A 24,937-nucleotide genomic window follows, 5' to 3' on the forward strand; every position below is an offset into this window, starting at 1 on the left:
CTTGCCCGGCGCCGCCCCTCTATTCCGCCGCTTTCCGGCGTTCGGACGATGCCCTGGGGAAACCGCGCGGGCCGACGCGGAACGCGTGCGCGGCATTGCCCCAGGCCAGCGCCGCGGCCAGGCCGATCAGCGGCAGCAGGGTCCAGGGCAGCATCTCGCTGCCCCAGCGCTGCAACACCATGCCGCCCAACGCTCCGCCGCCGGCGATGGCCAGGTTCCAGGCCACCACGATCATCGACTGGGCCAGATCGGCGCCCTCCCCGGCGGCGTCCGCCGAAGCGGTCTGCAGCAGCGTCGCCGCGCCACCGAACGTCAGCCCCCAGAGGGCCAGGCCGGCGAACGCCAGCCAGCTCCAGCGAGCGCCCAGGCACAGCGCCAGCGCCGCCACGGCGAACAGCGCCAGGCTGGCCAGGACCATCCGCCGCAGGTGCCGGTCGACCAGCGCGCCGACCAGCCAGATTCCCACCACCGCGGCGCTGCCGAATACCAGCAGGGCCAGGTCCACCGAGGCGCCCAGGCCGACCTTGGCGAGGAACGGCGCGATATAGGTGTAGAGGATGTTGTGCGCCAGCACCCAGGCGACGATCACCAGCAATACCGGACGCACGCCCGGCGTGCGCAGCACCCCGAGCAGGCGCAGGCGCCGCCCGGCCGGCTGGCCAGGGAAGTCCGGCACGCTGTGCAGCACCCAGCCGACCAGCAACAGCGCGATCAGCGACAACAGGCCGAAGGCCCAGCGCCAGCCGAGCAGGTCGCCCAGCCAGGTGCCCAGCGGAACGCCGAGCGACAACGCCAGCGGCGCACCGAGCATGGCCACCGCCAGCGCCCGCCCCTGCTGCTCCGGCGGCACCAGGCGCCGCGCGTAGCCAGCCAGCAGGCCCCAGGCGAGGCCGGCGGCGACGCCGCTGCCGAAGCGCGCCAGCAGGGTCAGGCGGTAATCCGAGGAAACGGCGGTGAAGCTGTTGCAGACGAAGAAGATCAGCAGCGCCAGCAGCAGCACCCGGCGCCGCCGCCAGCCCTGGGTCAGGCTCGCCGCCGGCAGCGCGGCCAGTAGCGAACCCAGGGCATAGACGCTGACCAGTTGCCCGGCCAGCGCCTCGCTGACCGCCAGCCCCGCGCCGATTTGCGGCAGCAGGCCGGCCGGCAGGGTTTCGCTGAGAATGGCGACGAAGCCGGACATCGCCATCGCCAACAACGCGCTCAGCGGCAGCCGCGGCGCCACGGCCGACGCAGCGGCCCCGGCGTTCTCCGGAAATGCTTCGCGGCGTCCCATCAGCGCACCTCCGCGGCACGGTAGACGGCGTCGCGCAGGTCGTTGACGAAGCGTCCCGACATGCCCTCGAACAGGGTGTTGGTGAGCGCCACCACCGACAGTTCGCGGGCCCGGTCGACGAACCAGGAATGCCCGTAGGCGCCGCCCCAGCGCCAGGTGCCGGGAGACTCCGGCGATTGCGCGATGGCCGGGTCACGCAGCACGGAGAAGCCCAGGCCGAAGCCGAAACCGGGATTGGCCGGCAGTTCCAGGCCGGGTACCTGGTCGCGGCCCATTTCCTCCACCAGGCCAGGCGTCAGCAACGGCGCGCCGCCCTGGCGAAGGACCTCCAGAAGGCGCAGCACGTCGCCGGCGCTGCCGATCATCCCCGCCCCGCCGGACGCATAGGCAGACGGCTCGAAGGCCCGACGCGGCTCGAAGCGAATGCCGACGCTGTCCTCGAACGGCGTGACAGTCTCCCGCTCGGCCATCCGCCGCGGGCGTGGCCGGTCGCTGACGTAGACCGCCGCCAGGCGTTGCGCGTCGGCGCAGAGGAAGCCGCTGTCGCGCATGCCGGCCGGAATCCCGACCCGCTGCCGCAGCGCTTCCGCCAGCGGCCGCCCGTCGACCCGCGCCACCAGCGCGCCGAGCACGTCGGTGGCCAGCGAATAGCCCCAGGCGCGGCCGGGCTCGTAGAGCAAGGGCACGGAGGCCAGGCGACGGAGATTCTCGGCCAGGTCGAAGCCCGGCAGGTCCATGCCGTCGGAAATCCCGGCGCGGGCATAGGGGCCGTCTGCGTCGGCTTCGAGGAAGCGATAACCGAGGCCGGCGCTGTGGCTCAGCAACTGCCGCGGCGTGATGCGCGCCTCGCGGCCGTCGGCCAGGCGCGGACGGAACGCCGGCAACCAGTCGGCGATCGGCTCATCGAGGGCCAGCCGGCCCTCGTCCACCAGGCTCAGGGCCGCGACGCTGACGATCGGCTTGCTCACCGAGGCCAGGCGGAACAGGCTGTCCTCACCCATTGTCCGGCCGGCCTCGCGGTCGGCCAGGCCGGCAGCCCGTCGATAGAGCCACTGCCCCCGGTGCGCCACCAGTACCACCGCTCCCACCAGGCGCTGGTCGGCGAATGCCGCCTCGATCGCCTGATCGACATGTTCCGCCAGGCTGCGCCCTGGCCCTCGTTCGAAACCTGACATGCAGGACTCTCCGCGGACGATGAAGGATGCGGACAGGCTAAGAGCGCTGCAAAAGCGGAAAAAGACGGATAGAGTTCCGCTCTATCCGGACCTTCATGTCCGTAATCGGAGCCTTGCATGGACAGCCTCAGCGGTTTCACCGTCTTCGTCCGCGTCGCCGAGACCCGCAGCATCGTCGGCGCCGCCCGGACCCTCGGCGTCAGCGCCTCGGCGGTGGGCAAGCGGGTCGCCCGCCTGGAAGAGAAGCTCGGCGTGCGCCTGTTCCACCGCAGCACCCGCAGCATCACCCTGACCGCCGAAGGCAGCCTGTTCCTCGAGCGCAGCCGGCGCATCCTGGCCGAGATCGAAGCCACCGAGCTGGAGCTGTCGCAAAGCCGCGAGACCCCGCGCGGGCGCCTGCGGGTCAGCCTGCCGCTGGTCAGCGGGCTGGTCCTGCCGGCGCTCGCCGATTTCATGCAGGCCTATCCGGACATCGAGCTAGACCTCGACTTCAGCGATCGCGTGGTGGATGTCGTCGACGAAGGCTTCGACGTGGTCCTGCGCACCGGCCAGCCGGTGGATTCGCGGCTGTCCATGCGCGAACTGGGCGAGTTCCAGTTGAAGCTGGTCGGCTCGCCGACCTACTTCGCCCGCCACGGCACGCCACGCTGCCCGGAAGACCTGCTGCGGCACACCTGCCTGCACTACCGCTTCTCCAACACCGGCCGCCTCGAGGAATGGCCGCTGCGCCGCGCGGACGGCGAAGCCCCGCCGCAGATTCCGGTGTCGATGGTCTGCAACAACATCGAGACCCGCGTCTGCTTCGCCCTGCGCGACCAGGGCATCGCCTGCCTGCCGGACTTCTCGATCCGCGAGGCGCTGCGCGAAGGGCGCCTGGTCAGCGTCCTCGACGCCTTCTGCGAGCGCCGCGCGCGATTCTTCCTGCTCTGGCCGTCCGGCCGCCAGGTCTCGCCCAAGCTGCGCGCCTTCATCGACTTCGTCGCGCCACGGGTGATCGCCACGCTGGGCTGAAGCGCGCCTGGCAGGGCCGGTCAAGCCGGCGGCAGACAGGAACAAGACCGCGGCGGCCACGGAGCGTCTAATAGGTACATCCACCCCTTGCCAGGCCGCATCCATGATCAACATCGAGACGCCGACCTACTACACGGCGACCAAGAAGTACGAGCTGTCCTTCCCCTCCCTGGAAACCGACCTGGACGCCGACGTGGTGGTGATCGGCGGCGGCTTCTCCGGCATCAACACCGCGCTGGAACTGGCCGAGCACGGTATCACCGACATCGTCGTGCTGGAGGCCCGCCACCTCGGCTTCGGCGGTACCGGGCGCAACGGCGGGCAGATCATGGCCGGCATCGGCCACGACCTGGAGAAGATCCGCAAGGACGTCGGCGAGGACGGCCTGCGGGCGATCTTCGAGATCAGCGACCTCGGCGCCGACATCATCAAGGGCCGCATCGAGAAGTACGCCATCGACGCCGACTTCTGCCACGGCTACGGCTACATGGGCTTCAACGCACGCCAGGCGAAGACCCTGCAGGCCTGGGAAAAGGAATTCCGGTCGCTCGGCTCGCCCCATGAGATCCGTTACCTGCACGGTGCCGAGGTGCGCCAGATCATCGGCTCGGACGCCTACGGCAGCGCCCTGCTGCACATGGGCGGCGGCCATGTGCACTCGCTCAACCTGCTGCTCGGCGAAGCCAAGGCGCTGGCCGGCCTCGGCGCACGGATATTCGAATACAGCCCGGCGCTGGAGGTGCAATACGGCGAGCGCATCCGCGTGCGCACGGCCAAGGGCTCGGTCACCGCGAACAAGCTGCTCTGGGCCTGCGACAGCTTCCTCAACCGGCTCGAACCCGAGCTGCACCGCACCACCATCAATACCTACGCGTTCCAGATGATGACCGAGCCGCTGCCGGACGAACTGATCCAGCGGATCAGCCCGATCCGCGGCGCCTACAGCGACATCCGCCCGGTCATCGACTACTACCGGGTGACCAACGAGAACCGCCTGCTGTTCGGCGCCGCCACACCCTTCGTCGAACGCATCCCCGGCGACCTCAAGGCCTGGAACCGCAAGCTGATGCTGAAGATCTTCCCCTACCTGGAGCACGTCCGCATCGACCTCGCCTGGGGTGGGCCGATGGCTTGCAGCGCCAACCTGTTCCCGCAGATCGGCAGCCTCTCGGGGCGGCCCAACGCGTTCTTCGTCCAGGGTTATTCCGGGTTCGGCGTGACCCCCAGCCACATCGTCTGCAAGGTCCTCGCCGAAGGCATGAGCGAAGGCTCGGCGCGCTACGACCTGCTCAGCTCGGTGCGCCGCATCCCGATCCACGGCAAGGACCACTTCCGCCCGCTGCTGCTCAGCGCGGGCAAGACCTGGCACCAGCTCTCCGGCTACTGGAACGGCCGGCGCTGAAACCTACCGATCACTCTACAAGGAGCATTCCCATGGCCATTACCGTTATCCGCCACGGCATCACCCTCGATGAACTGGACGCCTGGGGCAGCGTCGCCGACCTCGGCTCGGAGATCCTCGAAGGCGAGGTGAAAGCCTTCGGCAAGATGACCGCCGGAGCCCCCACCGACCCGGTCAGCGCCGCCTACTTCGGCACCACCGCCGGCAAGTTCCGCATGACCTATCCGTTCAGCGAACAGGCCACGGTGGTCAGCGGCGAGGTCCGCCTCACCGACGAGTCCACCGGCCAGAGCACGCTCTACAAGGCCGGCGACAGCTGGTTCGTCAGCAAGGGCACCCCGGTGCTCTGGGAGGTTGCCGACGGCGGCTTCGTCAAGCATTACTACGCGGTGGCTTGAGACACCGGCGTAACGGCGAGCCATTACGCCCGGAGGCGCTGCCAGCCCTCGACACGCCCCCGTAGGGCGAATAACCGCTCGCGATTATCCGCCGTGAAACCCGGCGTAACGGCGCATAGCGCCTGCGGCGCTATTCGCCCTACTCGGCAAGCCGTTCCGCCCGGAGGCGCTGCCCAGCCCTCGACATGTCCCCGTAGGGCGAATAACCGCTCGCGGTTATCCGCCGTGAAACCCGGCGTAACGGCGGATAGCGCCTGCGGCGCTATTCGCCCTACTCGGCAAGCCGTTCCGCCCGGAGGCGCTGCCCAGCCCTCGACATGTCCCCGTAGGGCGAATAACCGCTCGCGGTTATCCGCCGTGAAACCCGGCGTAACGGCGGATAGCGCCTGCGGCGCTATTCGCCCTACCCGGCAAGCCGTTACGCCCGGCGGCGCTGCCCAGCCCTCGACACGCCCCCGTAGGGCGAATAACCGCTCGCGGTTATCCGCCGTGAAATCCGGCGTAACGGCGGATAGCGCCTGCGGCGCTATTCGCCCTACCCGGCAAGCCGTTACGCCCGGCGGCGCTGCCCAACCCTCGACATGTCCCTGAACGGCCGCACCGTCGGGCCGCGGGTTCAGGTGCTCTCCCGCGCCATCAGCTCGAACCCCATGTCCAGCGCGCTATCGCGCACCTCCTTGCCGGCGATCAGCGCCAGCAACTGCTCCGCCGCGCGCCGGCCGATGGCTTCGCGCGGGGTGCGGATGCTGCTCAGGCGCGGGACCGTGCAGTCCGAACCCGGCAGGTCGTTGAAACCGAGCACGGCGATCTGTTCCGGCACCTTGACCCCACGGCGCAGGGCCTCCAACAGCGCGCCCTGGGCCAGGTCGTCGTTGCAGAAGAACACCCCGTCGACCTGCGGCTGACTGGCCAGCAACTGCACGAAGAGTTCGCCGCCGAGGGCCACCGAGGACGGCCGCGGCGTAAGGATTTCCAGCCCCGGGTCGTAGCAGCCGGCCTTTTGCAAGGCGCGGCGGAACCCCTCGCCGCGCAGCAGGGTGCGCTGGTCGAGCTGAGCGCCGATGTAGGCCAGGCGCCTGCGGCCGCGTGCCAGCAGGTGCTCGGCGGCGGCTTCGCCGGCGCGCAACTGGGAGAAGCCGACGCAATTGAGCCCGGCGCCGGAGTCCAGGTCCATCATGTACACGCAGGGAATGCCGCTGGCCTCGATCATCCGCCGGGCACTCTCGGTGCGCTCGAAGCCGGTCAGCAGCAGGCCGCGTGGCTGGTAGGCCAGGTAGTTGCGGATCAGGTCCTCTTCCTCGTTGCGCGAGTAGTGGAAGTTGCCGATCAGCACTTCCAGGCCCTGCGGCCGCAGTACCGCGTGGATCGCCTCGAGGGTCTCGATGAACAGCAGGTTGGCCAGCGACGGCACCAGCACCGCCACGCTGTGGCTTTGCGCCGAGGCCAGCGCGCGCGCCGCGGGGTTGGCCACGTAGCCGAGTTCGCGGGCGGCGTCGCGGACCTTCTGCGCCAGTTCTTCGGCGACGCTGGCGACGCCGCGCAACGCGCGCGACGCGGTGATCGGGCTGACCCCGGCGCGGCGCGCGACTTCGTTGAGGGTGGGACGTCCGGTGGTTCGCGTGTTCTTGTCGTTCTTGGTGATGCTCATCGTGGCCTGCTTGCCAAACAAAATTCCAGGCACTAAGGTAGCGCTGTCTCGCGACCTGGGCAATCGCCTGAGGCGGCCTGTCCGCCACTGCCCGCGCGGGATTCGACAGACCACAACGACAAGAAGGCGGAGCCAGGCTCGCGCGATTTTTTCCAGGTCGCAAAGATAGCGCTGTCTCACGCTTGAGGTGTTCCATGCATCCACCCCTCCAAGCCCTGGTCATCATGGGTGTCGCCGGTTGCGGCAAGTCCAGCGTCAGCCAGGCCCTTTGCCAGCGCAGCGGCGCCCACGGCATCGAAGGCGACAGCTTCCATCCCGCCGCCAACATCCGCAAGATGAGCGCCGGCATTCCCCTCACCGACGACGACCGCGCCGGCTGGCTGGACACCCTCGCCGAGCAGCTGCGCCAGGCGGTGGCCGCCGGCAAGCTGCCGGTACTGACCTGTTCCGCCCTCAAGCGCGCCTACCGCGACCGGTTGCGCCGCGCGGTGCCCGGCCTCGGCATCGTCTACCTGGAACTGACCCCGGCGGTCGCCGCCGAGCGCGTCGCCCAGCGCCCCGGCCACTTCATGCCGGCGACCCTGATCGACAGCCAGTTCGCCGCCCTCGAGCCGCCGCTCGACGAACCCCTGACCCTGCGCCTGGACGCCACCCTGCCGGTGGAATGCCTGGCGCAGGCCGCCCACGCCTGGTGGCTGGAGCACGCCGCCGCCTGAAGTCTTTCGCTTGTCCGACAAAGATAGCGCTACCCCGAAAAAGCGCTTCAATGAAACAGCAACTCCGGTAGAACAACGACAAAAGGAGAGCCCTCCATGTTCGGCATGTCACACGATGCCTACCTGCTCCTCGACGCCCTGGTGACCATCATCGGCCTGATCGTGCTGATCACCCGCTTCAAGGTGCATCCCTTCATCGCCCTGATCATCGCCGCCGGCTTCCTCGGCCTGACCTCGGGGATGCCGGTGGAGAAGATCGTCAAATCCTTCCAGGACGGCTTCGGCGGCGTGCTCGGCTTCGTCGGCGTGATCCTCGCCCTGGGCACCATGCTCGGCAAGCTGATGGCCGATTCCGGCGGCGCCGACCAGATCGCCCGCACCCTGATCCGCGCCTTCGGCAAGGAGCGGGTGCACTGGTCGATGATGCTCGCCGCGTTCCTGGTGGGCATCCCGCTGTTCTTCGAGATCGGCTTCATCCTGCTGATCCCGCTGGTGTTCATCGTCGCCCGGCGCAGCGGCGTGTCCCTGATCAAGATCGGCATCCCGTTGCTCGCCGGCCTTTCCGCGGTGCACGGTCTGGTGCCGCCGCATCCCGGCCCGCTGCTGGCGATCGGCGTGTTCGGCGCCGACATCGGCAAGACCATCCTCTACGGCCTGATCGTCGCCCTGCCCACCGCCGCCATCGCCGGCCCGCTGTTCGGCGCGCTGGTCTCGCGCTACATACCCGGCACGCCATCGGCGGAACTGGTCGAGCAGATCGCCCACGAGCCCGAGACCCAGGACCTGCCCAGCTTCGGCGTGACCCTGGCGACCGTGCTACTGCCGGTGTTCCTGATGCTGCTGAAGACCTTCGCCGACGTCGCCTTCCCCGATGGCCACGCGTTCCGCGCCTGGATGGACATGATCGGCCATCCGATCAGCGCCCTGCTCCTGGCCCTGCTGGTGGCGCTCTATACCTTCGGCTACGCCCGTGGCTTCGACTCGAAGAAGATCCTCAGGCTGCTCGACCAGAGCCTGGCACCGACCGCCGCCATCGTGATGATCATCGGCGCCGGCGGCGGCTTCAAGCAGATGCTGGTGGCCAGCGGGGTCGGCGACGTCATCGGCCATCTCGCGGTGAACGCGCAGATCTCGCCGATCCTGCTGGCCTGGCTGGTGGCCGCGGTGATCCGCATCGCCACCGGCTCGGCCACCGTCGCCACCATCACCGGGGCCGGCATCGTGGTGCCGGTGATCGACCTGATTCCCGGCGTCAACCGCGAGTTGCTGGTGCTCGCCACCGGCGCCGGCTCGCTGATCCTCTCCCATGTCAACGACGCCGGGTTCTGGCTGGTCAAGCAGTACTTCAACATGAGCGTCAGCGAGACCTTCAAGACCTGGACCGCGATGGAGACCATCCTCTCCGTGGTCGGCCTGGTCTTCATCCTGTTGCTGTCGCTGGTGCTCTGAGCACCAGCCCGACCGGAGTTCAGCCATGACCGAACCAATGCAACGCCCCGACCACGAAGCCTCGCGCTGGCCGCGCGACTTCGATATCCGCCAGCGCTATGCCGAGCAGCAGGAACTGCTTGAGCCACCGCCGGCGCGGCCCCGCGAAGAGCCTACCGTCGACGCCTGAAGCCAGACGGTGCCGTGCCTTTGCTCCCGCCTCCCCGCGAAGCGGGGGCAAAGGCTGATTTCCGGCAAGGACACGACGGTTTTCCTGCTGAAACGATTTACCTTCGCCCCGGACCGCGCTACAACAGTCCCATGCCTTTCACCCACGTCATTCGAGGACCCGCCATGACCGCCCCGCTCCACCTCGATTCGCTGTTTCCCAGCCTCGACGCCATTCCCGAGCAGTATCGCCCCGACGCCCCCATCGAGCAGCGCGACTACCTGGTCGACGGCCAACTGCGACATTGGGACGGCCCGCTGGCGCCGGTACGCAGCCCGGTATTCCTCGCCGAGGCCGACGGCGAGCGCCAGGTGATCCTCGGCAGCACCCCGCTGCTCGACGCCGACGCCGCGCTCGCCGCCCTCGACGCCGCGGTGCGGGCCTACGACCACGGCCAGGGCCTGTGGCCGAACCTGCGGGTGGCCGAGCGCATCCAGCACGTCGAACGCTTCCTGGCGCGGATGCGCGAACAACGCGAAGCGGTGGTCAAGCTGCTGATGTGGGAAATCGGCAAGAACCTCAAGGACTCCGAAAAAGAGTTCGACCGTACCTGCGACTACATCGTCGACACCATCGAAGCGCTGAAGGAACTCGACCGCCGCTCCAGCCGTTTCGAGCTGGAACAGGGCACCCTCGGCCAGATCCGCCGGGTGCCGCTGGGCGTGGCGCTGTGCATGGGGCCGTACAACTACCCGCTGAACGAAACCTTCACCACCCTGATCCCGGCGCTGATCATGGGCAACACCGTGGTGTTCAAGCCGGCCAAGTTCGGCGTGCTGCTGATCCGCCCGCTGCTGGAAGCCTTCCGCGACAGCTTCCCGCCGGGAGTGATCAACGTCATCTACGGGCGCGGCCGGGAAACCGTGTCGGCGCTGATGGCCAGCGGCAAGGTCGACGTGTTCGCCTTCATCGGCACCCATTCCGGCGCCAGCGACCTGAAGAAGCTGCACCCCCGCCCGCACCGCCTGCGCGCCGCCCTCGGCCTGGACGCGAAGAACCCGGGCATCGTCCTACCGCAGGTCGACCTGGACAACGCGGTGAACGAGGCGGTCACCGGCGCGCTGTCCTTCAACGGCCAGCGCTGCACCGCGCTGAAGATCCTGTTCGTCCACGAAAGCGTGCTTCAACCGTTCCTCGACAAGTTCAGCGCGCGCCTGGCCAGCCTCAAGCCGGGCATGCCCTGGGAACCGGGAGTGGCGCTGACGCCGCTGCCGGAGCCGGGCAAGGTCGACTATCTCGAAGGCCTGCTGAACGACGCCCTGGCCAAGGGCGCACGAGTGGTCAATGCGGGCGGCGGCGAGCATCGACAGAGCTTCTTCTACCCCGCCCTGCTGAGTCCGGTGAGCCCGGACATGCGCCTCTACCACGAGGAGCAGTTCGGCCCGCTGGTGCCGGTGGTGCCCTATCGCGAACTGGACGAGGTGATCGACTACGTCCTGCGCTCCGACTACGGCCAGCAGTTGAGCCTGTTCGGCAACGACCCGGCGCAGATCGGCCGGCTGGTCGATGCCTTCGCCAACCAGGTCGGCAGGATCAACGTCAACGCCCAGTGCCAGCGCGGCCCGGACAGCTACCCGTTCAACGGCCGGAAGAATTCGGCGGAAGGCACCCTGTCGGTCCATGACGCGCTGCGGGTGTTCTCCATCCGCACCCTGGTGGCGACCCGCGACACCGAGGCGAACAAGACCCTGGTCAGCGAGATCATCCGCAACCGCGCGTCGAACTTCCTCACCACCGACTACATCTTCTGAAGCGCCTGTCCCTCTCCCGCCGGGAGAGGGACCTGCCGCCACCTCCCCGACTGTTCGCCAGGCAGCAGCCGCGCAACAGGCTGCCGCCCCGGCAACACCTCCTGCTCGCGCGAACCCGCGCAAGCAGTGGCCTGCGCGGGTCGGCACAGGCTGTGCAACGGCCCGGACTCCAGGGTAGCCGTCGACCGGACGGCCCCGCTGCCTACCAGGAGTCCGCATGAACGCCCGCGTCCATCCCGAAGCCACCGCCGCCAGTCTCTCCGAAGGCGCCGACTACGAACTGCTCGCCCAGCGTTTCCGACCGATCTTCGCGCGCATCGCCGAAGGCGCCGTCGAGCGCGAACGGCAACGCGAACTGCCCCACGAGGCGATCGCCTGGCTCAAGCAGGCCGGCTTCGGCGCCGTGCGCGTGCCGCGCGAGCACGGCGGCGCCGGCGCCTCGCTGCCGCAGTTGGTGCAGTTGCTGATCGAACTGGCCGAGGCCGACTCCAACATCACCCAGGCCCTGCGCGGCCACTTCGCCTTCGTCGAGGACCGTCTCAATGCCGAGCCCGGCCCTGGCCGCGACCGTTGGCTGCGGCGCTTCGTCGAGGGCGACCTGGTCGGCTGCGCCTGGACCGAGGTCGGTTCGGTACGGCTGGGCGAAGTGCTCACCCGCGTCTCGCGCAAGGACGACGGTCGCTGGGTGGTGAACGGCAGCAAGTACTACAGCACCGGCAGCCTCTTCTCCGACTGGATCGATCTGTATGCCCAGCGCGACGACACCGGCGCCGACGTGATCGCGGCGATCCGCACCGACCAGCCCGGCGTGCGCCAGAGCGACGACTGGGACGGCTTCGGCCAGCGCACCACCGGCAGCGGCACGTCGCGGTTCGAGGACGCCGAGGTGGAGGAAGAGAACCTCATCGACTTCGCCAGCCGCTTCAAGTACCAGACCGCGTTCTACCAGTTGGTCCTGCTCGCGGTGCTGGCCGGCACCGGCCGCGCCGCCTTGCGCGACGTCGCCGCCGAGGTGCGCGGGCGGACCCGCATCTACAGCCACGGCAATGCCCCGCGAGTCAGCCAGGATCCCCAGGTGCAGCAGGTGGTCGGGCGCATCGCCGCGCGCGTCTACGCCGCCGAGGCGGCCACCCTGCGCGCCGCCGAAGCGGCCCAGCGCGCCTACCTGGCGCGCTTCGTAGGCGACCCGCAGGCGGAGAAGGAGGCCAATGTCGCCGCCGAGATCGAATCGGCCAAGGCCCAGGCGATCGTCGCCGAACTGGTGTTGCAGGCCACCAGCGAGCTGTTCGACGCCAGCGGCGCTTCCGCCGTCGGCCGCGGCAAGCAGCTCGACCGCCACTGGCGCAATGCGCGCACCGCCGCCTCGCACAATCCCCTGATCTACAAGCAACGGATCGTCGGCGACTGGGAGATCAACGGCAGCGAGCCGCCCTACGTCTGGCAGATCGGCAGCGGTCCGGCCACGGCGTCCCGCTGAACCTCGCCCCATCCCATCGCAAGGAGTTGCCATGAGCGCACTGGAAAAGAACGCCGCCGATCCCTATCGGCAACCGCTGCCACGGACCCCGGCCCGGCGCATCGCCGACGACGCCGAGGCGATCCGCGTCGCCCGCGAACTGGCCGGGCTGTTCGCCGAGGAAGCCTCGCTGCGCGACCGCCAGCGCCGGCTGCCGGTGGCCGAACTGGAAGCCTTCTCGCAGAGCGGCCTATGGGGCATCAGCGTACCGCGCGCCTACGGCGGCGCCGAGGTCGGCTACCGGACCCTGGCCGAAGTACTGAAGACCATCGCCGCGGTAGACCCGTCCCTGGCGCAGTTGCCGCAGAACCACCTGGCGGTGCTCGACCATTTGCGCCTGGACGGCAGCGAGGAGCAGAAACGCTTCTTCTACGGCCTGGTGCTAGACGGCGTGCGCTTCGGCAACGCCTTCTCCGAACGCCACAGCCGTACCGTCGCCGAATTCCAGACACGAGTGCTGGCGGATGGCGACGGGTTCCGCATCGACGGCCGCAAGTTCTATTCGAGCGGCGCCCTGCTCGCCCACTGGGTACCGGCCGTCGGCCTCGACGCCGAGCAGCGCGCGCACCTGGCGTTCATCCCGCGCGACGCGCCGGGGCTGACGGTGATCGACGACTGGTCCGGCTTCGGCCAGCGCACCACCGCCAGCGGCACCGTCATCCTGGACAACGTGCGGGTGCCGGCCGAGCACGTCATCCCGGTGCACCGCGCCTTCGACCGCCCCACCGCCGCCGGCGCCGTATCGCAGTTCATCCAGGCCGCCATCGACGCCGGCATCGCCCGTGGCATCCTCGCCGAGACCGTGCAGCAGGTGCGCCGCCACGCGCGGCCATGGATAGACGCCAACCAGCAGCATGCCTGGGAAGACCCCTACACCATCCAGCAGGTCGGCGACCTGCGCATCCGCGTGCGCGCCGCGGAAGCCGTGCTCGACCTGGCGGCCGACGCCATCGAAGCGGCGCTCGCCGCCCCCGACGAGGAGAGTGTGGCCGCCGCCTCGATGGCCGTGGCCGAGGCCAAGGTGCTCACCACCGAAGCCGCCCTGCTCGCCGCCAACCGGCTGTTCGAACTGGCCGGCACGCGCTCGACCCTGGAGGAACTCAATCTCGACCGTCACTGGCGCAACGCCCGCACCCACACCCTGCATGACCCGGTGCGCTGGAAATACCACGCCATCGGCAACTACCAGTTGAATGGGGTGAAGCCACCGCGGCACGCCTGGCTCTAGGAGCCGTCCCGGGCCTTGGGGGCGGATAGCGCCACCGGCGTCATCCGCCGTCCGCCCAGGTCAGGCCGGCAGCGCGTTGCGCCCGGCCTCCTTCTCCCAGAGCGCCCGCAGGTCGCGATAGCCGGCCGCCGGATGGGAATCCGGCAGCCGCGGGCCGTCGCCGAACAACTTCTCGCGCAGGGTTCCCGGCGCATATTCGGTCTTGTACACCCCGCGCTTCTGCAACTCCGGCACCAGCAATTCGACCACGTCGCTGAAGGTTTCGTGGGCCAGCGCATAGGCCAGGTTGAAGCCATCCACGTCGGTGTCCTCCACCCACTCCTGCAACAGGTCGGCGACGGTCGCCGGGCTGCCGACGAACAGCGGGCCGAAGCCGCCGATACCGACCCAGTCGGCCAGCTCGCGGACCGTCCAGGTGCGCTTCGGATCGGCGCTGGAAAACGCTTCCACCGCCGATTGGATGGCATTGGTGTGGATGTGCCGCAGTACCTGGTCCGGCCGATACTGGCCGAAGTCGATCCCGGTCCAGCCGGAGATCAGCGCCAGGGCCCCTTCGTAGCTGACGAAGGCGCGGTATTCGTCGAACTTGGCCCTGGCCTTGGCGTCGGTTTCGCCCAGCACCACCGTCTGCAGGTTGAACACCAGTACCTTGCGCGGATCGCGGCCGGCCTCGGCGACGCGCTGGCGGATGTCGGCGACCGCCTGCTTGAGCACGGTCTTCGATGGCGCGGCGACGAACACGCACTCGGCGTGCTCGGCGGCGAAGCGCTTGCCACGACTCGACGCGCCGGCCTGGTAGAGCACCGGCGTGCGCTGCGGCGACGGTTCGCAGAGATGGATGCCGGGTACCTGGAAGTGCTCGCCGACATGGCGGATCTCGTGAATCTTGCCCGGGTCGCTGAAGATCCTTCGGCGACGGTCGCGGAGCACCGCGCCGTCCTCCCAACTGCCTTCGAAGAGCTTGTAGAGCACCTGTAGGTATTCGTCGGCATAGTCGTAGCGGCGGTCGTGGTCGAGCTGGGCCTGCTGGCCGAGGTTGCGCGCGCCGCTTTCCAGGTAGGAGGTCACTACGTTCCAGCCGATCCGGCCCTTGGTCAGGTGGTCCAGGGTCGAGAGTCGGCGGGCGAAGGGATAGGGATGCTCGAAGGACAGCGAGGCGGTCAGGCCGAAGCCCAGGTGGCGAGTCACCGCGGCCATCGGCGTGATCAGCGCCAGCGGGTCGTTCACCGGTACCTGGGCGGCCTGGCGGATCGCCGCGTCGCCATTGCCGTCGAGCACATCGTAGATGCCCAGCACGTCGGCGATGAACAGTCCGTCGAAACGGCCGCGTTCGAGCAACCGCGCCAGGTCGGTCCAGTACTCCAGGTCCTTGTACTGCGAGGAGCGGTCGCGCGGATGCGCCCAGAGGCCAGGCGACTGGTGGCCGACACAATTCATTTCGAAGGCGTTGAGACGGATTTCGCGCGGCATGGGGACTCCTTGGCTTGCCTGTGCATCCGGCACCCCGTGCACAGCCCGTGCCGGGCTGCGGGGCCGCGCCGGGCAAGGCCTGGGTGGCAAGCCCCTGTCGCTGGGCGGGCGCAACTGCTGGGCAAGTGTTGGCGGATCAACACATTCGCCCGCCCCACCCGAGCCCCGAACCCCGTAGGACGAATAGCGCCCCGGCGCTATCCGCCAGCGCACCGGAACCCCGTCCGGCGGATAGCCGCGAGCGGCTATTCGCCCTACCCGAGCGCCCCATTGACCCGTAGGGCGAATAGCGCCCCAGCGCTATCCGCCAGCGCACTGGAACCCCGCCCGGCGGATAGCCGCGAGCGGCTATTCGCCCTACCCGAGCGCCCCATTGACCCGTAGGGCGAATAGCGCCCCGGCGCTATCCGCCAGCGCACTGGAACCCCACCCGGCGGATAGCCGCGAGCGGCTATTCGCCCTACCCGAGCATCCCCATTGACCCGTAGGGCGAATAGCGCCCCGGCGCTATCCGCCAACGCACCGGAACCCCGTCCGGCGGATAGCCGCGAGCGGCTATTCGCCCTACCCGAGCATCCCCATTACCCGTAGGGCGAATAGCGCCCCGGCGCTATCCGCCAGCGCACCGGTACCTCGTCCTACCCGAGCGCTCCGTGCGCCCAGCGCCGGTAGAGTCCGCGCGCCGCGGCGTCGAGCAGATAGCCGAGCAGGCCGATCAGCAGCACCATCGCCATCAGCTCGGAGTACGCCAGGCGATCGCGGGTGTCGAGGATGTAGTAGCCGAGCCCGGCGCTGACGCCGAGCATCTCGCAGGGCACCAGGACGATCCAGAGGATGCCGATGGCCAGGCGCACGCCGGTCAGCACATGGCCGAGGATGCCCGGCAGGATCACCCGGCGCAGGGTTTCCCAGGGCGTGGCGGCGAGGCTGCGGCTCAGTTGCAGCCAGCGCGGGTCGAGCTGGCGCACGCCGGCGGCGGTATTCAGCAGGATCGGCCAGAGCGCGGCGAAGGCCAGCAGGAAATAGATCGGCTGGTCGCCCACGCCCATCAGCATCACCGCGATGGGCATCCACGACAGCGGCGAGATCATCCGCAGGAACTGGAACGCCGGAGTGGTCGCCGCTTCCAGGTTGCGCGAGGCGCCCACCAGCAGCCCCAGCGGCACTCCCACCAGCAGCGCCAGGAACAAGCCCAGCAGGACCCGTTTCAGGCTCACCAGCACATGCTCGTAGAGTTCGCGGCGCTCCAGCAGTTCACCCAGGCTGAGCAACGTCGCCTGCGGCGAGAAGCGTGCCGAAAGGCCGTCGGCGGCGCCGAACAGGGCCACGCCGAGCCACCACAGGGCGAACAGCGTCAACAGCCCGGCGACGCCTAGCGCGCCCTGGCGCAGGGTCTGCCTCACGGGCTGATCTCCTCGCTGCGCTGGAAGCCCTCGGCGAGGCCGAACGCCTGCAACCCGCCGACCTCTGCCAGGGCCTGGCGGACGAAGCGGTCGTCCACCAGGTCACTGGCCACCTGGCGCGGATCGAGGCTGGCGAGGAAGGCATTATTGCCTTCGATCAGGGTGTCTTTCAGCCGCCGCACCAGTTCCTCGGTGTAGCTCGGATAGGGATAGGGCTGGAAGTCGATGCGCCGCTCCTGCCAGTCGGCGTGGCGGATCGCGCCGCTGGCGAGATAGGCCTGCTGCTCCTCGGCGCCCGGCGCCAGCACCCGGCCGAGGACCTCCGGCGCGTGCGGCGTGTAGCGGTTGGCTCCGGCCTTGGACAGCAACTGTGCGGCCTCGGCGCGGTGCTCGCGAGTCCATAGCTGGGCCTTGACGATGGCGTTGACCACCTTTTGCGACCACTGCGGCCGCCGCTCCAGGTCGTGTTCGTGCATGAACACCACGCAGCAGGCGTGGTTGCGCCAGACATCGCCGGTGAAGCGCTGTACCCGGCCGACCTTGAGGTTCTCCGCCAGGGCGTTGAACGGCTCGGCGACGATGTAGCCGTGGATGCGCTTGCTGGCCAGCGCCGGCGGCATGTCCGAAGGCGGCAGCACCACCAGGTTGACCTCGTCGGCGGCCAGCGCCGCGCCCACCGCGCGGCTCACCGCGCGCAGGCCGTTGTCGCGCAGCAGTTGCTGCAACACCACGTTGTGGATCGAGTACCAGAACGGGATCGCCACGCTCTTGCCGCCGAGCTGGCGCACTTCGGCGATCTCCGGAGCCACCGTGAGCCCCGAGCCGCCGACGTGGTTCCAGGCCACCACCTTGGCCGGCACCTTGCTGCCGTAGCGGGCCCAGACGGTCATCGGCGACAGCAGGTGGATGACGTTGACCTGGCCGGAGATGAACGCCTCGATCACCTGCGCCCAGCTACGCAACAGCACCGGCCGTTCGGCCTGGATGCCCTCGGCCTCGAACAGGCTGTTGGCATGGGCCACCAGCAAGGGCGTGGCGTCGGTGATCGGCAGGTAGCCGATGCGCACCGGCGCGTCGGGTTCGGCGGCGGCACGCGCCTGCAGGCTGCTCAGCAGCGGCAACGCGCCGGCAGCGCTGAGCAGCGCGGCGAGCTTGAGGATGTCACGTCGGGAATGGGTCGGGTCGTCCAGGCACATGGGAGGCCTCCGGCTGAGCGATGGGATGGGCATGGGTGCGGCTCGCCCGCCGTAGGGTTTTCAGGATCTCGATGCGCAACGCGCCCAGTTCCTCGACCAGCTCCGCGCGTGGCTGCGGCAGGTCGATGCGCCACTCGCCGAGGGTCCGCGCCGGGCTGTCACCCAGTAGCAGGATGCGTTCGGAGAGCAGCAGGGCCTCGTCGATATCGTGGGTGATCAGGACCACGGCGGTGCCGCGCTCGCGGATCGCCCGCAGCAGCAGCTGCTGCATGTCGGCGCGGGTCACTTCGTCCAGCGCGCCGAAAGGTTCGTCGAGCAGCAGCACCTTCGGCTGCCGTGCCAGGCAGCGGGCCAGCGCGGTGCGCTGGGCCATGCCGCCGGAGAGTTGTGCCGGGTAGCGGGCACGGGCGTGCTCCAGGCCGACCGCGGCGATCGCCTGGTCGACGCGGGCCTGGCGGGTGGCCGCGTCGAGGTGCGGCTGGCGGGCGAAATCGAGGCCGAAGGCGACGTTCTTCTCCAGGTTCAGCCAGGGCAGCAGGCTGGGGTCCTGGAACGCCACCGCGACGCCCGGATGCGGTCCGCGCAGGGGCTCGCCGAGTACCCGCACGCTGCCGGCGGCCGGCTCCTGCAGGCCAGCCAGCACGCGCAGCAGGCTGGACTTGCCGACGCCGCTGGGACCGAGGATCGAGACCACCTCGCCGGCGCCCAGGCGCAGGTCGAAATCGCCGAGCACCGCCTGCCAGCCGGCACCGCGCGGATAGCCGAGGGCGATCCCGCGAGCGTCGAGGAGCGCCTCGCTCATGCCTTGGCCTCGGCCTGGCGTTGCAGTTCGGCGCGCAGTTGCACCAGGCTCGGCGTAACGATCGGGACGAACGCCGACTCGCGCCAGCGGCGGGCGAAACCGGCGCCGTGCTCGCTCAGGTAGGCCTTGCCGCCGCTGGCCTGCAACTCCAGTTGCACGGCATTGGCGGCGGCTTCGGCGAGCCCGATGCGGATGCGGAACAGGCGTGCCGGCTGGCTGGCGAACTCGCCGCTGGTCAGTCCGGCGTACAGCGCCGCCACGTGTCCGTCGAGGGTTTCGCGCTGTGCCGCCAGCTCGCCATCCAGCAGCGAACGGCTGCCGCCCAGGTGCCGCTGCACTTCGACCAGTGCGCGGCGCGCCAGGCCGATGGCCATGCCGCATTGCAGGCCGAGGAAGGCCGGGCGTACCCGTGGCAGGAACTGCCGGGCGTCGTCGTGCAACAGCCAGTCGCGACAGACCGCCACCGCGCGCAGATCGAGGGCGGCGGTGTTGCTGCATTGCAGGCCGAGCAGGCGCAGGTCCGCCGAGCGCTGCAAGCCGGCGAGTCCTTCGGGAATCGCCAGGACGAAGGGGCTGCCGCCCTCCCCGCGTTCGATCGCCGCCGCCACCACGAAATCGCCGCTGCGCAGGTTGGTCACCCACGGCAGGCGACCGTCCAGGCGCCAGCCGGCCTCCTCCGCGTGCGCCACCACCTGCAGCGCCTCGATCCCGGAAAGGAACTTCATCGCGTTGGACAGCCCGGTGGCGCCGGCCAGGCGGCCGGCCAGCAGGTCGCCGAGCAGGCGTTGGCGCAGTTCCTGGTTGGGACTCTGCAACAGGTACTCGATGAAGGCGCGCTGGCCCCAGAAGACGAACGCCGCGGTCAGCGAGCGCGCCGCCACCGCGGCCACCCGCTCCACCGCGTCGGCGAGCGTGCCGCCGGCGCCGCCGAGGCGTTCCTCCACCGCCACGCCGAGCACGCCGGCGGCGGCCAGGCGCGGCAGCAGCGCGGCGGGATCGGCGTCGCCGCGGTCGAGGGCGTCGGCCTGGCGGTCGAGCCAGTCGCTCAGGGTCGGGTCAAGCATGGTCGTCACTCCTTGCGCCGGCGCGGCACGCCGCCCGGCAAGCGCAGGCTCAGGCCTGCGGGTTGGTCCAGCGATATTGCTCCAGCTCGGCATTGAGCGGCGTGCGGGCGAACACGTTGGCGAAGTTGCAGAGCGTCGCCAGGCTCACCCCGAGGATCACTTCCAGAGCCTGGGCCTGGTCGAAACCAGCGGCGCGGAAGGCTTCGAACTGTTCGTCGGTGACCGCGCCGCGACTGGCGATCACCGCGCGGGTGAAATCGGCCAGGGCTTCGTAGCGGGCATCGGGCAGTTCGCCGCGGGCGCGCAGGGCCTCGATCACCGGCTCCGGCAGGCGCGCCTTGTTGCGCGCCACCGCGGTGTGCCCGGCAACGCAGAAGTCGCAGCCATGGGTGGTGGCCGCCACCAGTTGCACCACTTCCCGCTCGGGCAGGCCGAGGCTGGCCTTGGCGTTCAGCCCGGACACGGTGAGGTAGGTTTCCAGGGCGGCCGGCGCATTGGCCAGCACGCCGAGCAGATTCGGGATATAACCCGAGTTGTTCAGCGCGGTCTGGAGGAACGGACGCGCCGCCTCGGGGGCGTTTTCCAGGGTGAGCACGGGAACGCGTGACATGCTTTCGACTCCGGTGGTTGAGGTGTCGAAGAAGTCTCTTGGTAATAAGAAATCCATTCAATATTCTAAAGTCGCTATCACTTGCTCTTGAGTCTTTCCCTTAGATGAATTCGTCCAACCCGCTTGTCGATTGGTTATTAGACAGCCTCGAAGTCGACACCAGCCTGTTCCATGTCGGTCGCTACTGCGGCGGCTGGCATGCCTCCACCCACGGCCTGGCGCGTGCCAGCTTCCACCTGGTGGTGCAGGGACACTGCTGGGCGCACGTCGCCGGAAGCGCCCGGGGCTGGCGACTGGACAGCGGCGACGCGCTGTTCTTCCTGCGCGACGTCGAGTTCCGCCTGTCCAGCGAGGCCACCGCCGAGGCCGCGCGCTGCCAGCCGCGCGGCGAAATGCAGGCGCTGGAGTGGAACGCGGCGGACGGTGCCGGCCTGGTCTGCGGGTTCTTCCACTTCCATTCGGGATTGTCCGGGCTGATCGTCGACGCCCTGCCCGACTGGCTGATCCTGCGCGCCGGCGATCCGGCGCTGGACGCGGCGCGACGCCTGTTCGCCCTGATCGTCGACGAGTGCCGCCGCCAGCCGGCGCCGTCGCCGGTTCTGCTGGAGCGCCTCAGCCACCTGCTGTTCCTCTACGTGTTGCGCCAGCAGGTGCTCGACAACCCGACCCTCGGCGGCCTGGTGGCACTGGCCCGCCAGCCGCAGTTCGCCGGCCTGCTGGAAGCGCTGATCGAGGCACCCGAACAGCCCTGGAGCCTGGAACAGATGGCCGAACGCACCGGACTCTCGCGCTCGGCCTTCTTCAAGCGCTTCAACGAACTCAGCGGTCAGTCGCCGGGACAGGTCCTGCTGGCCCTGCGCATGCACCGCGCCTGCGCCCTGCTGCGCGCCGACGCCAGCGTCGCCGAGGTCGCGGCGGCGGTCGGCTACCAGTCCACCGCCGCCTTCACCCGTGCCTTCCACAAGGCCACCGGACAGCAACCGGGGGCCTATCGCAAGGCCAGCCGCTGATCGCCGGAGGCCGATCGGCACCGAGCAGGCCAACGGCGCTGAAGCGGGGTCGAAGAGCGCGCGCCTCGTCAAGCGCCCGGTCCGCAACGGCAACCCGGAACACGCCACGCCCCGGCCTTGGGGTGGATGGCGGCGGACAGCGCCACGGCCGCTGCCCGCCCCTGCACAGCCCCGCCGCTTCGGGCTAGGATGTGCCTTCGTTCCCCCGGTCGGCCCGCGCCCATGCCCAGAGCCAGCAAAGTCACCGATCCGTCCTACGAGCTGATGGACGACCACGAAGGCCATTCGCTGATCTACCGCCAGCACGGCTTCCCCAGCCCGCTGGTGCGCTGGCACTTCCACAAGGAGTACGAGCTGCACCTGATCGTCGCCAGCTCCGGCAAGGTATTCATCGGCGACTACATCGGCAACTTCGCCCCCGACACCCTGTTCCTCACCGGTCCCAACCTGCCGCACAACTGGATCAGCCAGGTGGAGCCCGACGAGGTGGTGGCCCGGCGCGACATGCTGGTGAACTTCACCGACGAGGTGCTGGAGGACGGCAGCGGCGTATTCTCCGAGCTGAACCGCCTGGCCCCGCTGCTGGCGCGGGCGCGCTACGGCATCGAGTTCCGCGACCCGGCGCTGATCGGCGAAAGCCGGCGACTGTTGCAACGCATCGCCGACAGCGGCGGCATGACCCGCCTGGGATACTTTTTTATCCTCATGGAACAGCTCGCCGAATGCGAGGACTACCAGTTGCTCTCTACCGTCACTTCCTCGCAACTGGCCGACGAGCACAACGTCGAACGGATCAACCGGGCGGTGGACTACATCTTCCAGCACTACGCCCAGGACCTCACCCAGGAGCAGGTCGCCGCCCACCTGGGCATGACCCCCACCTACTTCTCGCGCTTCTTCAAGCAGGCCACCGGGCGCGGCTTCGTCGAGTTCGTCAACCGCCTGCGCATCAGCAAGTCCTGCGAGCTGCTGGCCCGCAGCGAGCTGCCGGTGACCGAGGTGTGCTTCGAGTCGGGCTTCAGCAACCTGTCCAATTTCAACCGGCGCTTCCAGCAGCTCAAGGGCATGACGCCCACCGGCTACCGGCGCCTGGTGACCCAGCGGCTGACCGAGCAGAACCTGCTCTGAGCCTCCAGCGCCCCACCCCGGCGGTGCAAAAAAGTATCGGTCGAAGTGCAGTCGAGGCTTTGTCGGTTGCGTGACGCGCCTGTGTAATCGGCAGCGAGCGACACAAAAACAATAATGTCTTCCGCGCCGCCCGCCGGCCCGGAAGAGGAGTTCACCGATGAACGACTCGATCAAGGCCTGCCTGGCCGCCGCCTGCCTCGCCCTGCCCCTGCTGGCCCAGGGCGCCGAGGCCCTGACCATCGCCACGGTCAACAACAACGACATGATCCGCATGCAACGCCTGTCCAAGGTGTTCGAGGAAAGCCACCCGGACATCGCGCTGAAATGGGTGGTGCTCGAAGAGAACGTCCTGCGCCAGCGCCTGACCACCGACATCGCCACCCAGGGCGGACAGTTCGACCTGCTCACCATCGGCATGTACGAAGCCGCGCTTTGGGGCGCCAAGGGCTGGCTGGAGCCGATGAGCGGGCTGCGCGCCGACTACGCCCTGGACGACCTGTTGCCCTCGGTGCGCGACGGTCTCTCCGTCAAGGGCACGCTGTACGCCCTGCCGTTCTACGCCGAAGCCTCGATCACCTACTACCGCAAGGACCTGTTCCAGCAGGCCGGGCTGCGGATGCCCGAGCAACCGACCTGGACCCAGCTCGGCGAATTCGCCGCCAGGCTCAACCGCCCGGACCAGGGCCAATACGGCATCTGCCTGCGCGGCAAGGCCGGCTGGGGCGAGAACATGGCGTTGATCGGCACCCTGGCCAACGCCTTCGGCGCACGCTGGTTCGACGAGCGATGGCAGCCCGAATTCAGCGGCGGCGAATGGAAGAAGGCTCTCGACTTCTATGTCTCCACCCTCAAGCGGTACGGCCCGCCCGGCGCCTCCAGCAACGGTTTCAACGAAAACCTGGCGCTGTTCAACAGCGGCAAGTGCGCGATCTGGGTGGACGCCAGCGTCGCCGGTTCGTTCGTCACCGACAAGAGCCAGAGCAAGGTCGCCGACGCCACCGGCTTCGCCTTCGCCCCCCGGGAAGTCACCGACAAGGGCGCCTCCTGGCTGTATTCCTGGGCCCTGGCGATTCCCGCCAGCTCGCGCGCCAAGGACGCGGCGAAGGCCTTCGCCACCTGGGCCACCTCGCAGGCGTACGGCAAGCTGGTGGCGGACAGGGAAGGCGTGGCCAACGTGCCGCCCGGCACCCGCGCCTCGACCTACAGCGAGGCCTACCTGGCCGCCGCGCCGTTCGCGCGGGTCACCCTGGAATCGCTGAAGCGCGTCGATCCCAACCATCCGACGCTGAAGCCGGTGCCCTACGTCGGCATCCAGTTGGTCACCATCCCCGAGTTCCAGGCCATCGGCACCCAGGTCGGCAAGCTGTTCTCCGCCGCCCTCACCGGGCAGATGAGCAGCGACCAGGCGCTGGCCGCCGCGCAGCAGAGCACCGCCCGCGAGATGAAGCGCGCCGGCTATCCGAAGTAGTCCGCCGACGGGCGCAGCCGCGCCCGGCGCGGCCCTGCTCGAGCGCTTGCCCTTGAAGATCCAGACGGAGTCGCCATGAACACCTCGGCCCTCGATACCCCGCTCCCGGCCCGTCCCACCCACCGTCGCCTCCAGCGCCGCCGGCGCGGCCCTGGCTGGCTCCTGGTCAGCCCCTCGGTGGCGCTGCTGCTGTTGTGGATGATCGTGCCCCTGGGCATGACCCTGTATTTCTCGCTGATCCGCTACAACCTGCTGTATCCCGGCGAGAATGCCTTCGTCGGCGTGGAGAACTTCACCTTCTTCGTCACCGACGCCGGCTTCCTGCCCGGCGCGCTGAACACCCTGCTGCTGGTGGGCAGCGTGCTGGCGATCAGCGTGGCGTTCGGCGTGCTCATCGCCGCGCTGCTGGAGGCCGGCGAGTTCTTCGGTCGCGGCGCGGTGCGGGTGTTGCTGATCTCGCCGTTCTTCATCATGCCGACGGTGAGCGCGCTGCTCTGGAAGAACCTGATCTTCCACCCGGTCTCGGGCATCCTCGCCGCCGTCTGGCGCCTGTTCGGCGCCGAGCCGGTGGATTGGCTGGCGCACTATCCGCTGCTGTCGATCATCCTCATCGTCTCCTGGCAATGGCTGCCCTTCGCCATCCTCATCCTGATGACCGCCATGCAGTCCCTCGACCAGGAGCAGAAGGAGGCCGCCCGCCTCGACGGCGCCGGTCCACTGGCGATCTTCTGGCACCTGACCCTGCCGCACCTGGCGCGGCCCATCGCGGTGGTGCTGATGATCGAGACGATCTTCCTGCTCTCGGTGTTCGCCGAGATCTTCACCACCACCAGCGGCGGCCCCGGCTACGAATCGACCAACCTCGCCTACCTGATCTACAACCAGGCGCTGCTGCAGTTCGATGTCGGCATGGCCTCGGCCGGGGGCCTGATCGCGGTGCTGATCGCCAATATCGCCGCCATCGTGCTGGTGCGGATGATCGGCAAGAACCTTACCGAGCGCAGCTGAGGA

The 24,937-nt window shown here is 69.1% G+C and carries 22 protein-coding genes; 13 read left to right on the plus strand and 9 right to left on the minus strand.

Translation table 11 applies throughout. The features are described 5' to 3' along the window. Positions 1-19: 19 nt before the first annotated feature. Together FOC67_RS12120 and FOC67_RS12125 are read right to left on the minus strand one after the other, a co-directional pair. The gene (locus FOC67_RS12120; protein ID WP_009316102.1) at positions 20-1,273 is read right to left on the minus strand and encodes an MFS transporter; all 1,254 of its coding nucleotides are present in this window, start codon (positions 1,271-1,273) and stop codon (positions 20-22) included. Continuing rightward, a complete protein-coding gene (locus FOC67_RS12125; protein ID WP_009316103.1) occupies positions 1,273-2,448 on the minus strand; it encodes a serine hydrolase in 1,176 nt (391 codons plus the stop codon). The genes FOC67_RS12120 and FOC67_RS12125 overlap by 1 nt, the downstream gene beginning before the upstream one ends. A gap of 117 nt (positions 2,449-2,565) precedes the next feature. Between FOC67_RS12125 and FOC67_RS12130 the strand changes: the two genes are divergently transcribed. The 3 genes from FOC67_RS12130 (at position 2,566) to FOC67_RS12140 (ending at position 5,259) form a co-directional block, all read left to right on the plus strand. Next, entirely contained in the window at positions 2,566-3,459 is an 894-nt protein-coding gene (locus FOC67_RS12130; RefSeq protein ID WP_003111387.1) for a LysR family transcriptional regulator, read from the plus strand. 103 nt (positions 3,460-3,562) lie between these two features. Further along, a complete protein-coding gene (locus FOC67_RS12135; protein ID WP_003089406.1) occupies positions 3,563-4,861 on the plus strand; it encodes an FAD-binding oxidoreductase in 1,299 nt (432 codons plus the stop codon). Positions 4,862-4,893: 32 nt separating this feature from the next. Then, a complete protein-coding gene (locus tag FOC67_RS12140) occupies positions 4,894-5,259 on the plus strand; it encodes a cupin domain-containing protein (protein ID WP_003089408.1) in 366 nt (121 codons plus the stop codon). Between the two features lie 616 nt (positions 5,260-5,875). Here the strand turns inward: FOC67_RS12140 and gntR are convergent. Further along, positions 5,876-6,907 (minus strand): LacI family DNA-binding transcriptional regulator GntR, encoded by a 1,032-nt coding sequence (gene gntR, locus FOC67_RS12145; protein WP_003111384.1) that lies wholly within the window; start codon positions 6,905-6,907, stop codon positions 5,876-5,878. A 194-nt stretch (positions 6,908-7,101) separates the two neighbouring features. Between gntR and FOC67_RS12150 the strand changes: the two genes are divergently transcribed. The 6 genes from FOC67_RS12150 (at position 7,102) to FOC67_RS12175 (ending at position 13,775) form a co-directional block, all read left to right on the plus strand. Beyond that, on the plus strand, positions 7,102-7,623 hold the full coding sequence (locus FOC67_RS12150; protein WP_003107130.1) for a gluconokinase, GntK/IdnK-type: 522 nt from the start codon (positions 7,102-7,104) through the stop codon (positions 7,621-7,623). Positions 7,624-7,719: 96 nt separating this feature from the next. After that, complete coding sequence (locus tag FOC67_RS12155) at positions 7,720-9,072, plus strand: GntP family permease (RefSeq protein WP_003107128.1); 1,353 nt, start codon at positions 7,720-7,722, stop codon at positions 9,070-9,072. Positions 9,073-9,097: 25 nt separating this feature from the next. Further along, on the plus strand, positions 9,098-9,241 hold the full coding sequence (locus FOC67_RS12160; RefSeq protein WP_009316105.1) for a hypothetical protein: 144 nt from the start codon (positions 9,098-9,100) through the stop codon (positions 9,239-9,241). 164 nt (positions 9,242-9,405) lie between these two features. After that, complete coding sequence (locus FOC67_RS12165) at positions 9,406-11,031, plus strand: NADP-dependent glyceraldehyde-3-phosphate dehydrogenase (RefSeq protein ID WP_003089420.1); 1,626 nt, start codon at positions 9,406-9,408, stop codon at positions 11,029-11,031. 217 nt (positions 11,032-11,248) lie between these two features. Then, on the plus strand, positions 11,249-12,508 hold the full coding sequence (locus FOC67_RS12170) for an acyl-CoA dehydrogenase family protein (protein WP_009316108.1): 1,260 nt from the start codon (positions 11,249-11,251) through the stop codon (positions 12,506-12,508). Positions 12,509-12,539: 31 nt separating this feature from the next. Continuing rightward, positions 12,540-13,775, plus strand: coding sequence for an SfnB family sulfur acquisition oxidoreductase (locus FOC67_RS12175; protein WP_009316109.1), 1,236 nt, complete (start codon positions 12,540-12,542; stop codon positions 13,773-13,775). A gap of 60 nt (positions 13,776-13,835) precedes the next feature. Here FOC67_RS12175 and FOC67_RS12180 read toward each other — a convergent pair whose 3' ends face one another. The 6 genes from FOC67_RS12180 to FOC67_RS12205 all read right to left on the minus strand — a co-directional run bounded on the left by FOC67_RS12180 (position 13,836) and on the right by FOC67_RS12205 (position 20,320). Further along, positions 13,836-15,245 (minus strand): LLM class flavin-dependent oxidoreductase, encoded by a 1,410-nt coding sequence (locus FOC67_RS12180; protein ID WP_009316110.1) that lies wholly within the window; start codon positions 15,243-15,245, stop codon positions 13,836-13,838. Between the two features lie 638 nt (positions 15,246-15,883). Further along, on the minus strand, positions 15,884-16,648 hold the full coding sequence (locus FOC67_RS12185) for an ABC transporter permease (RefSeq protein WP_003107734.1): 765 nt from the start codon (positions 16,646-16,648) through the stop codon (positions 15,884-15,886). After that, positions 16,645-17,844 carry an ABC transporter substrate-binding protein gene (locus FOC67_RS12190; protein ID WP_174707734.1) on the minus strand — a complete coding sequence of 400 codons (1,200 nt, stop codon included), beginning with the start codon at positions 17,842-17,844 and terminating at the stop codon, positions 16,645-16,647. The genes FOC67_RS12185 and FOC67_RS12190 overlap by 4 nt, the downstream gene beginning before the upstream one ends. Then, positions 17,810-18,646, minus strand: coding sequence for an ABC transporter ATP-binding protein (locus tag FOC67_RS12195; RefSeq protein ID WP_031755953.1), 837 nt, complete (start codon positions 18,644-18,646; stop codon positions 17,810-17,812). Before FOC67_RS12195 ends, FOC67_RS12190 begins: the two co-directional genes overlap by 35 nt. Next, the gene (locus FOC67_RS12200; protein WP_146419827.1) at positions 18,643-19,710 is read right to left on the minus strand and encodes an acyl-CoA dehydrogenase family protein; all 1,068 of its coding nucleotides are present in this window, start codon (positions 19,708-19,710) and stop codon (positions 18,643-18,645) included. The genes FOC67_RS12195 and FOC67_RS12200 overlap by 4 nt, the downstream gene beginning before the upstream one ends. Positions 19,711-19,759: 49 nt before the next feature. Beyond that, on the minus strand, positions 19,760-20,320 hold the full coding sequence (locus FOC67_RS12205; RefSeq protein ID WP_003089433.1) for a carboxymuconolactone decarboxylase family protein: 561 nt from the start codon (positions 20,318-20,320) through the stop codon (positions 19,760-19,762). A gap of 104 nt (positions 20,321-20,424) precedes the next feature. Between FOC67_RS12205 and FOC67_RS12210 the strand changes: the two genes are divergently transcribed. The 4 genes from FOC67_RS12210 (at position 20,425) to FOC67_RS12225 (ending at position 24,934) form a co-directional block, all read left to right on the plus strand. Continuing rightward, positions 20,425-21,330, plus strand: a complete 906-nt coding sequence (locus FOC67_RS12210) for an AraC family transcriptional regulator (RefSeq protein ID WP_003089436.1) — start codon at positions 20,425-20,427, stop codon at positions 21,328-21,330. Between the two features lie 222 nt (positions 21,331-21,552). Further along, positions 21,553-22,458 carry an AraC family transcriptional regulator gene (locus tag FOC67_RS12215; RefSeq protein WP_009316112.1) on the plus strand — a complete coding sequence of 302 codons (906 nt, stop codon included), beginning with the start codon at positions 21,553-21,555 and terminating at the stop codon, positions 22,456-22,458. Between the two features lie 157 nt (positions 22,459-22,615). Further along, positions 22,616-23,926, plus strand: coding sequence for a sugar ABC transporter substrate-binding protein (locus FOC67_RS12220; protein ID WP_124133767.1), 1,311 nt, complete (start codon positions 22,616-22,618; stop codon positions 23,924-23,926). A gap of 75 nt (positions 23,927-24,001) precedes the next feature. Next, positions 24,002-24,934: a carbohydrate ABC transporter permease gene (locus FOC67_RS12225; RefSeq protein ID WP_009316115.1), complete on the plus strand. Its 933-nt coding sequence runs from the start codon at positions 24,002-24,004 to the stop codon at positions 24,932-24,934. The last annotated feature ends 3 nt before the right edge of the window (positions 24,935-24,937 follow it).

The sequence above is a fragment of the Pseudomonas sp. FDAARGOS_761 genome (genome assembly GCF_013343155.1).
Lineage (GTDB): Bacteria > Pseudomonadota > Gammaproteobacteria > Pseudomonadales > Pseudomonadaceae > Pseudomonas > Pseudomonas aeruginosa.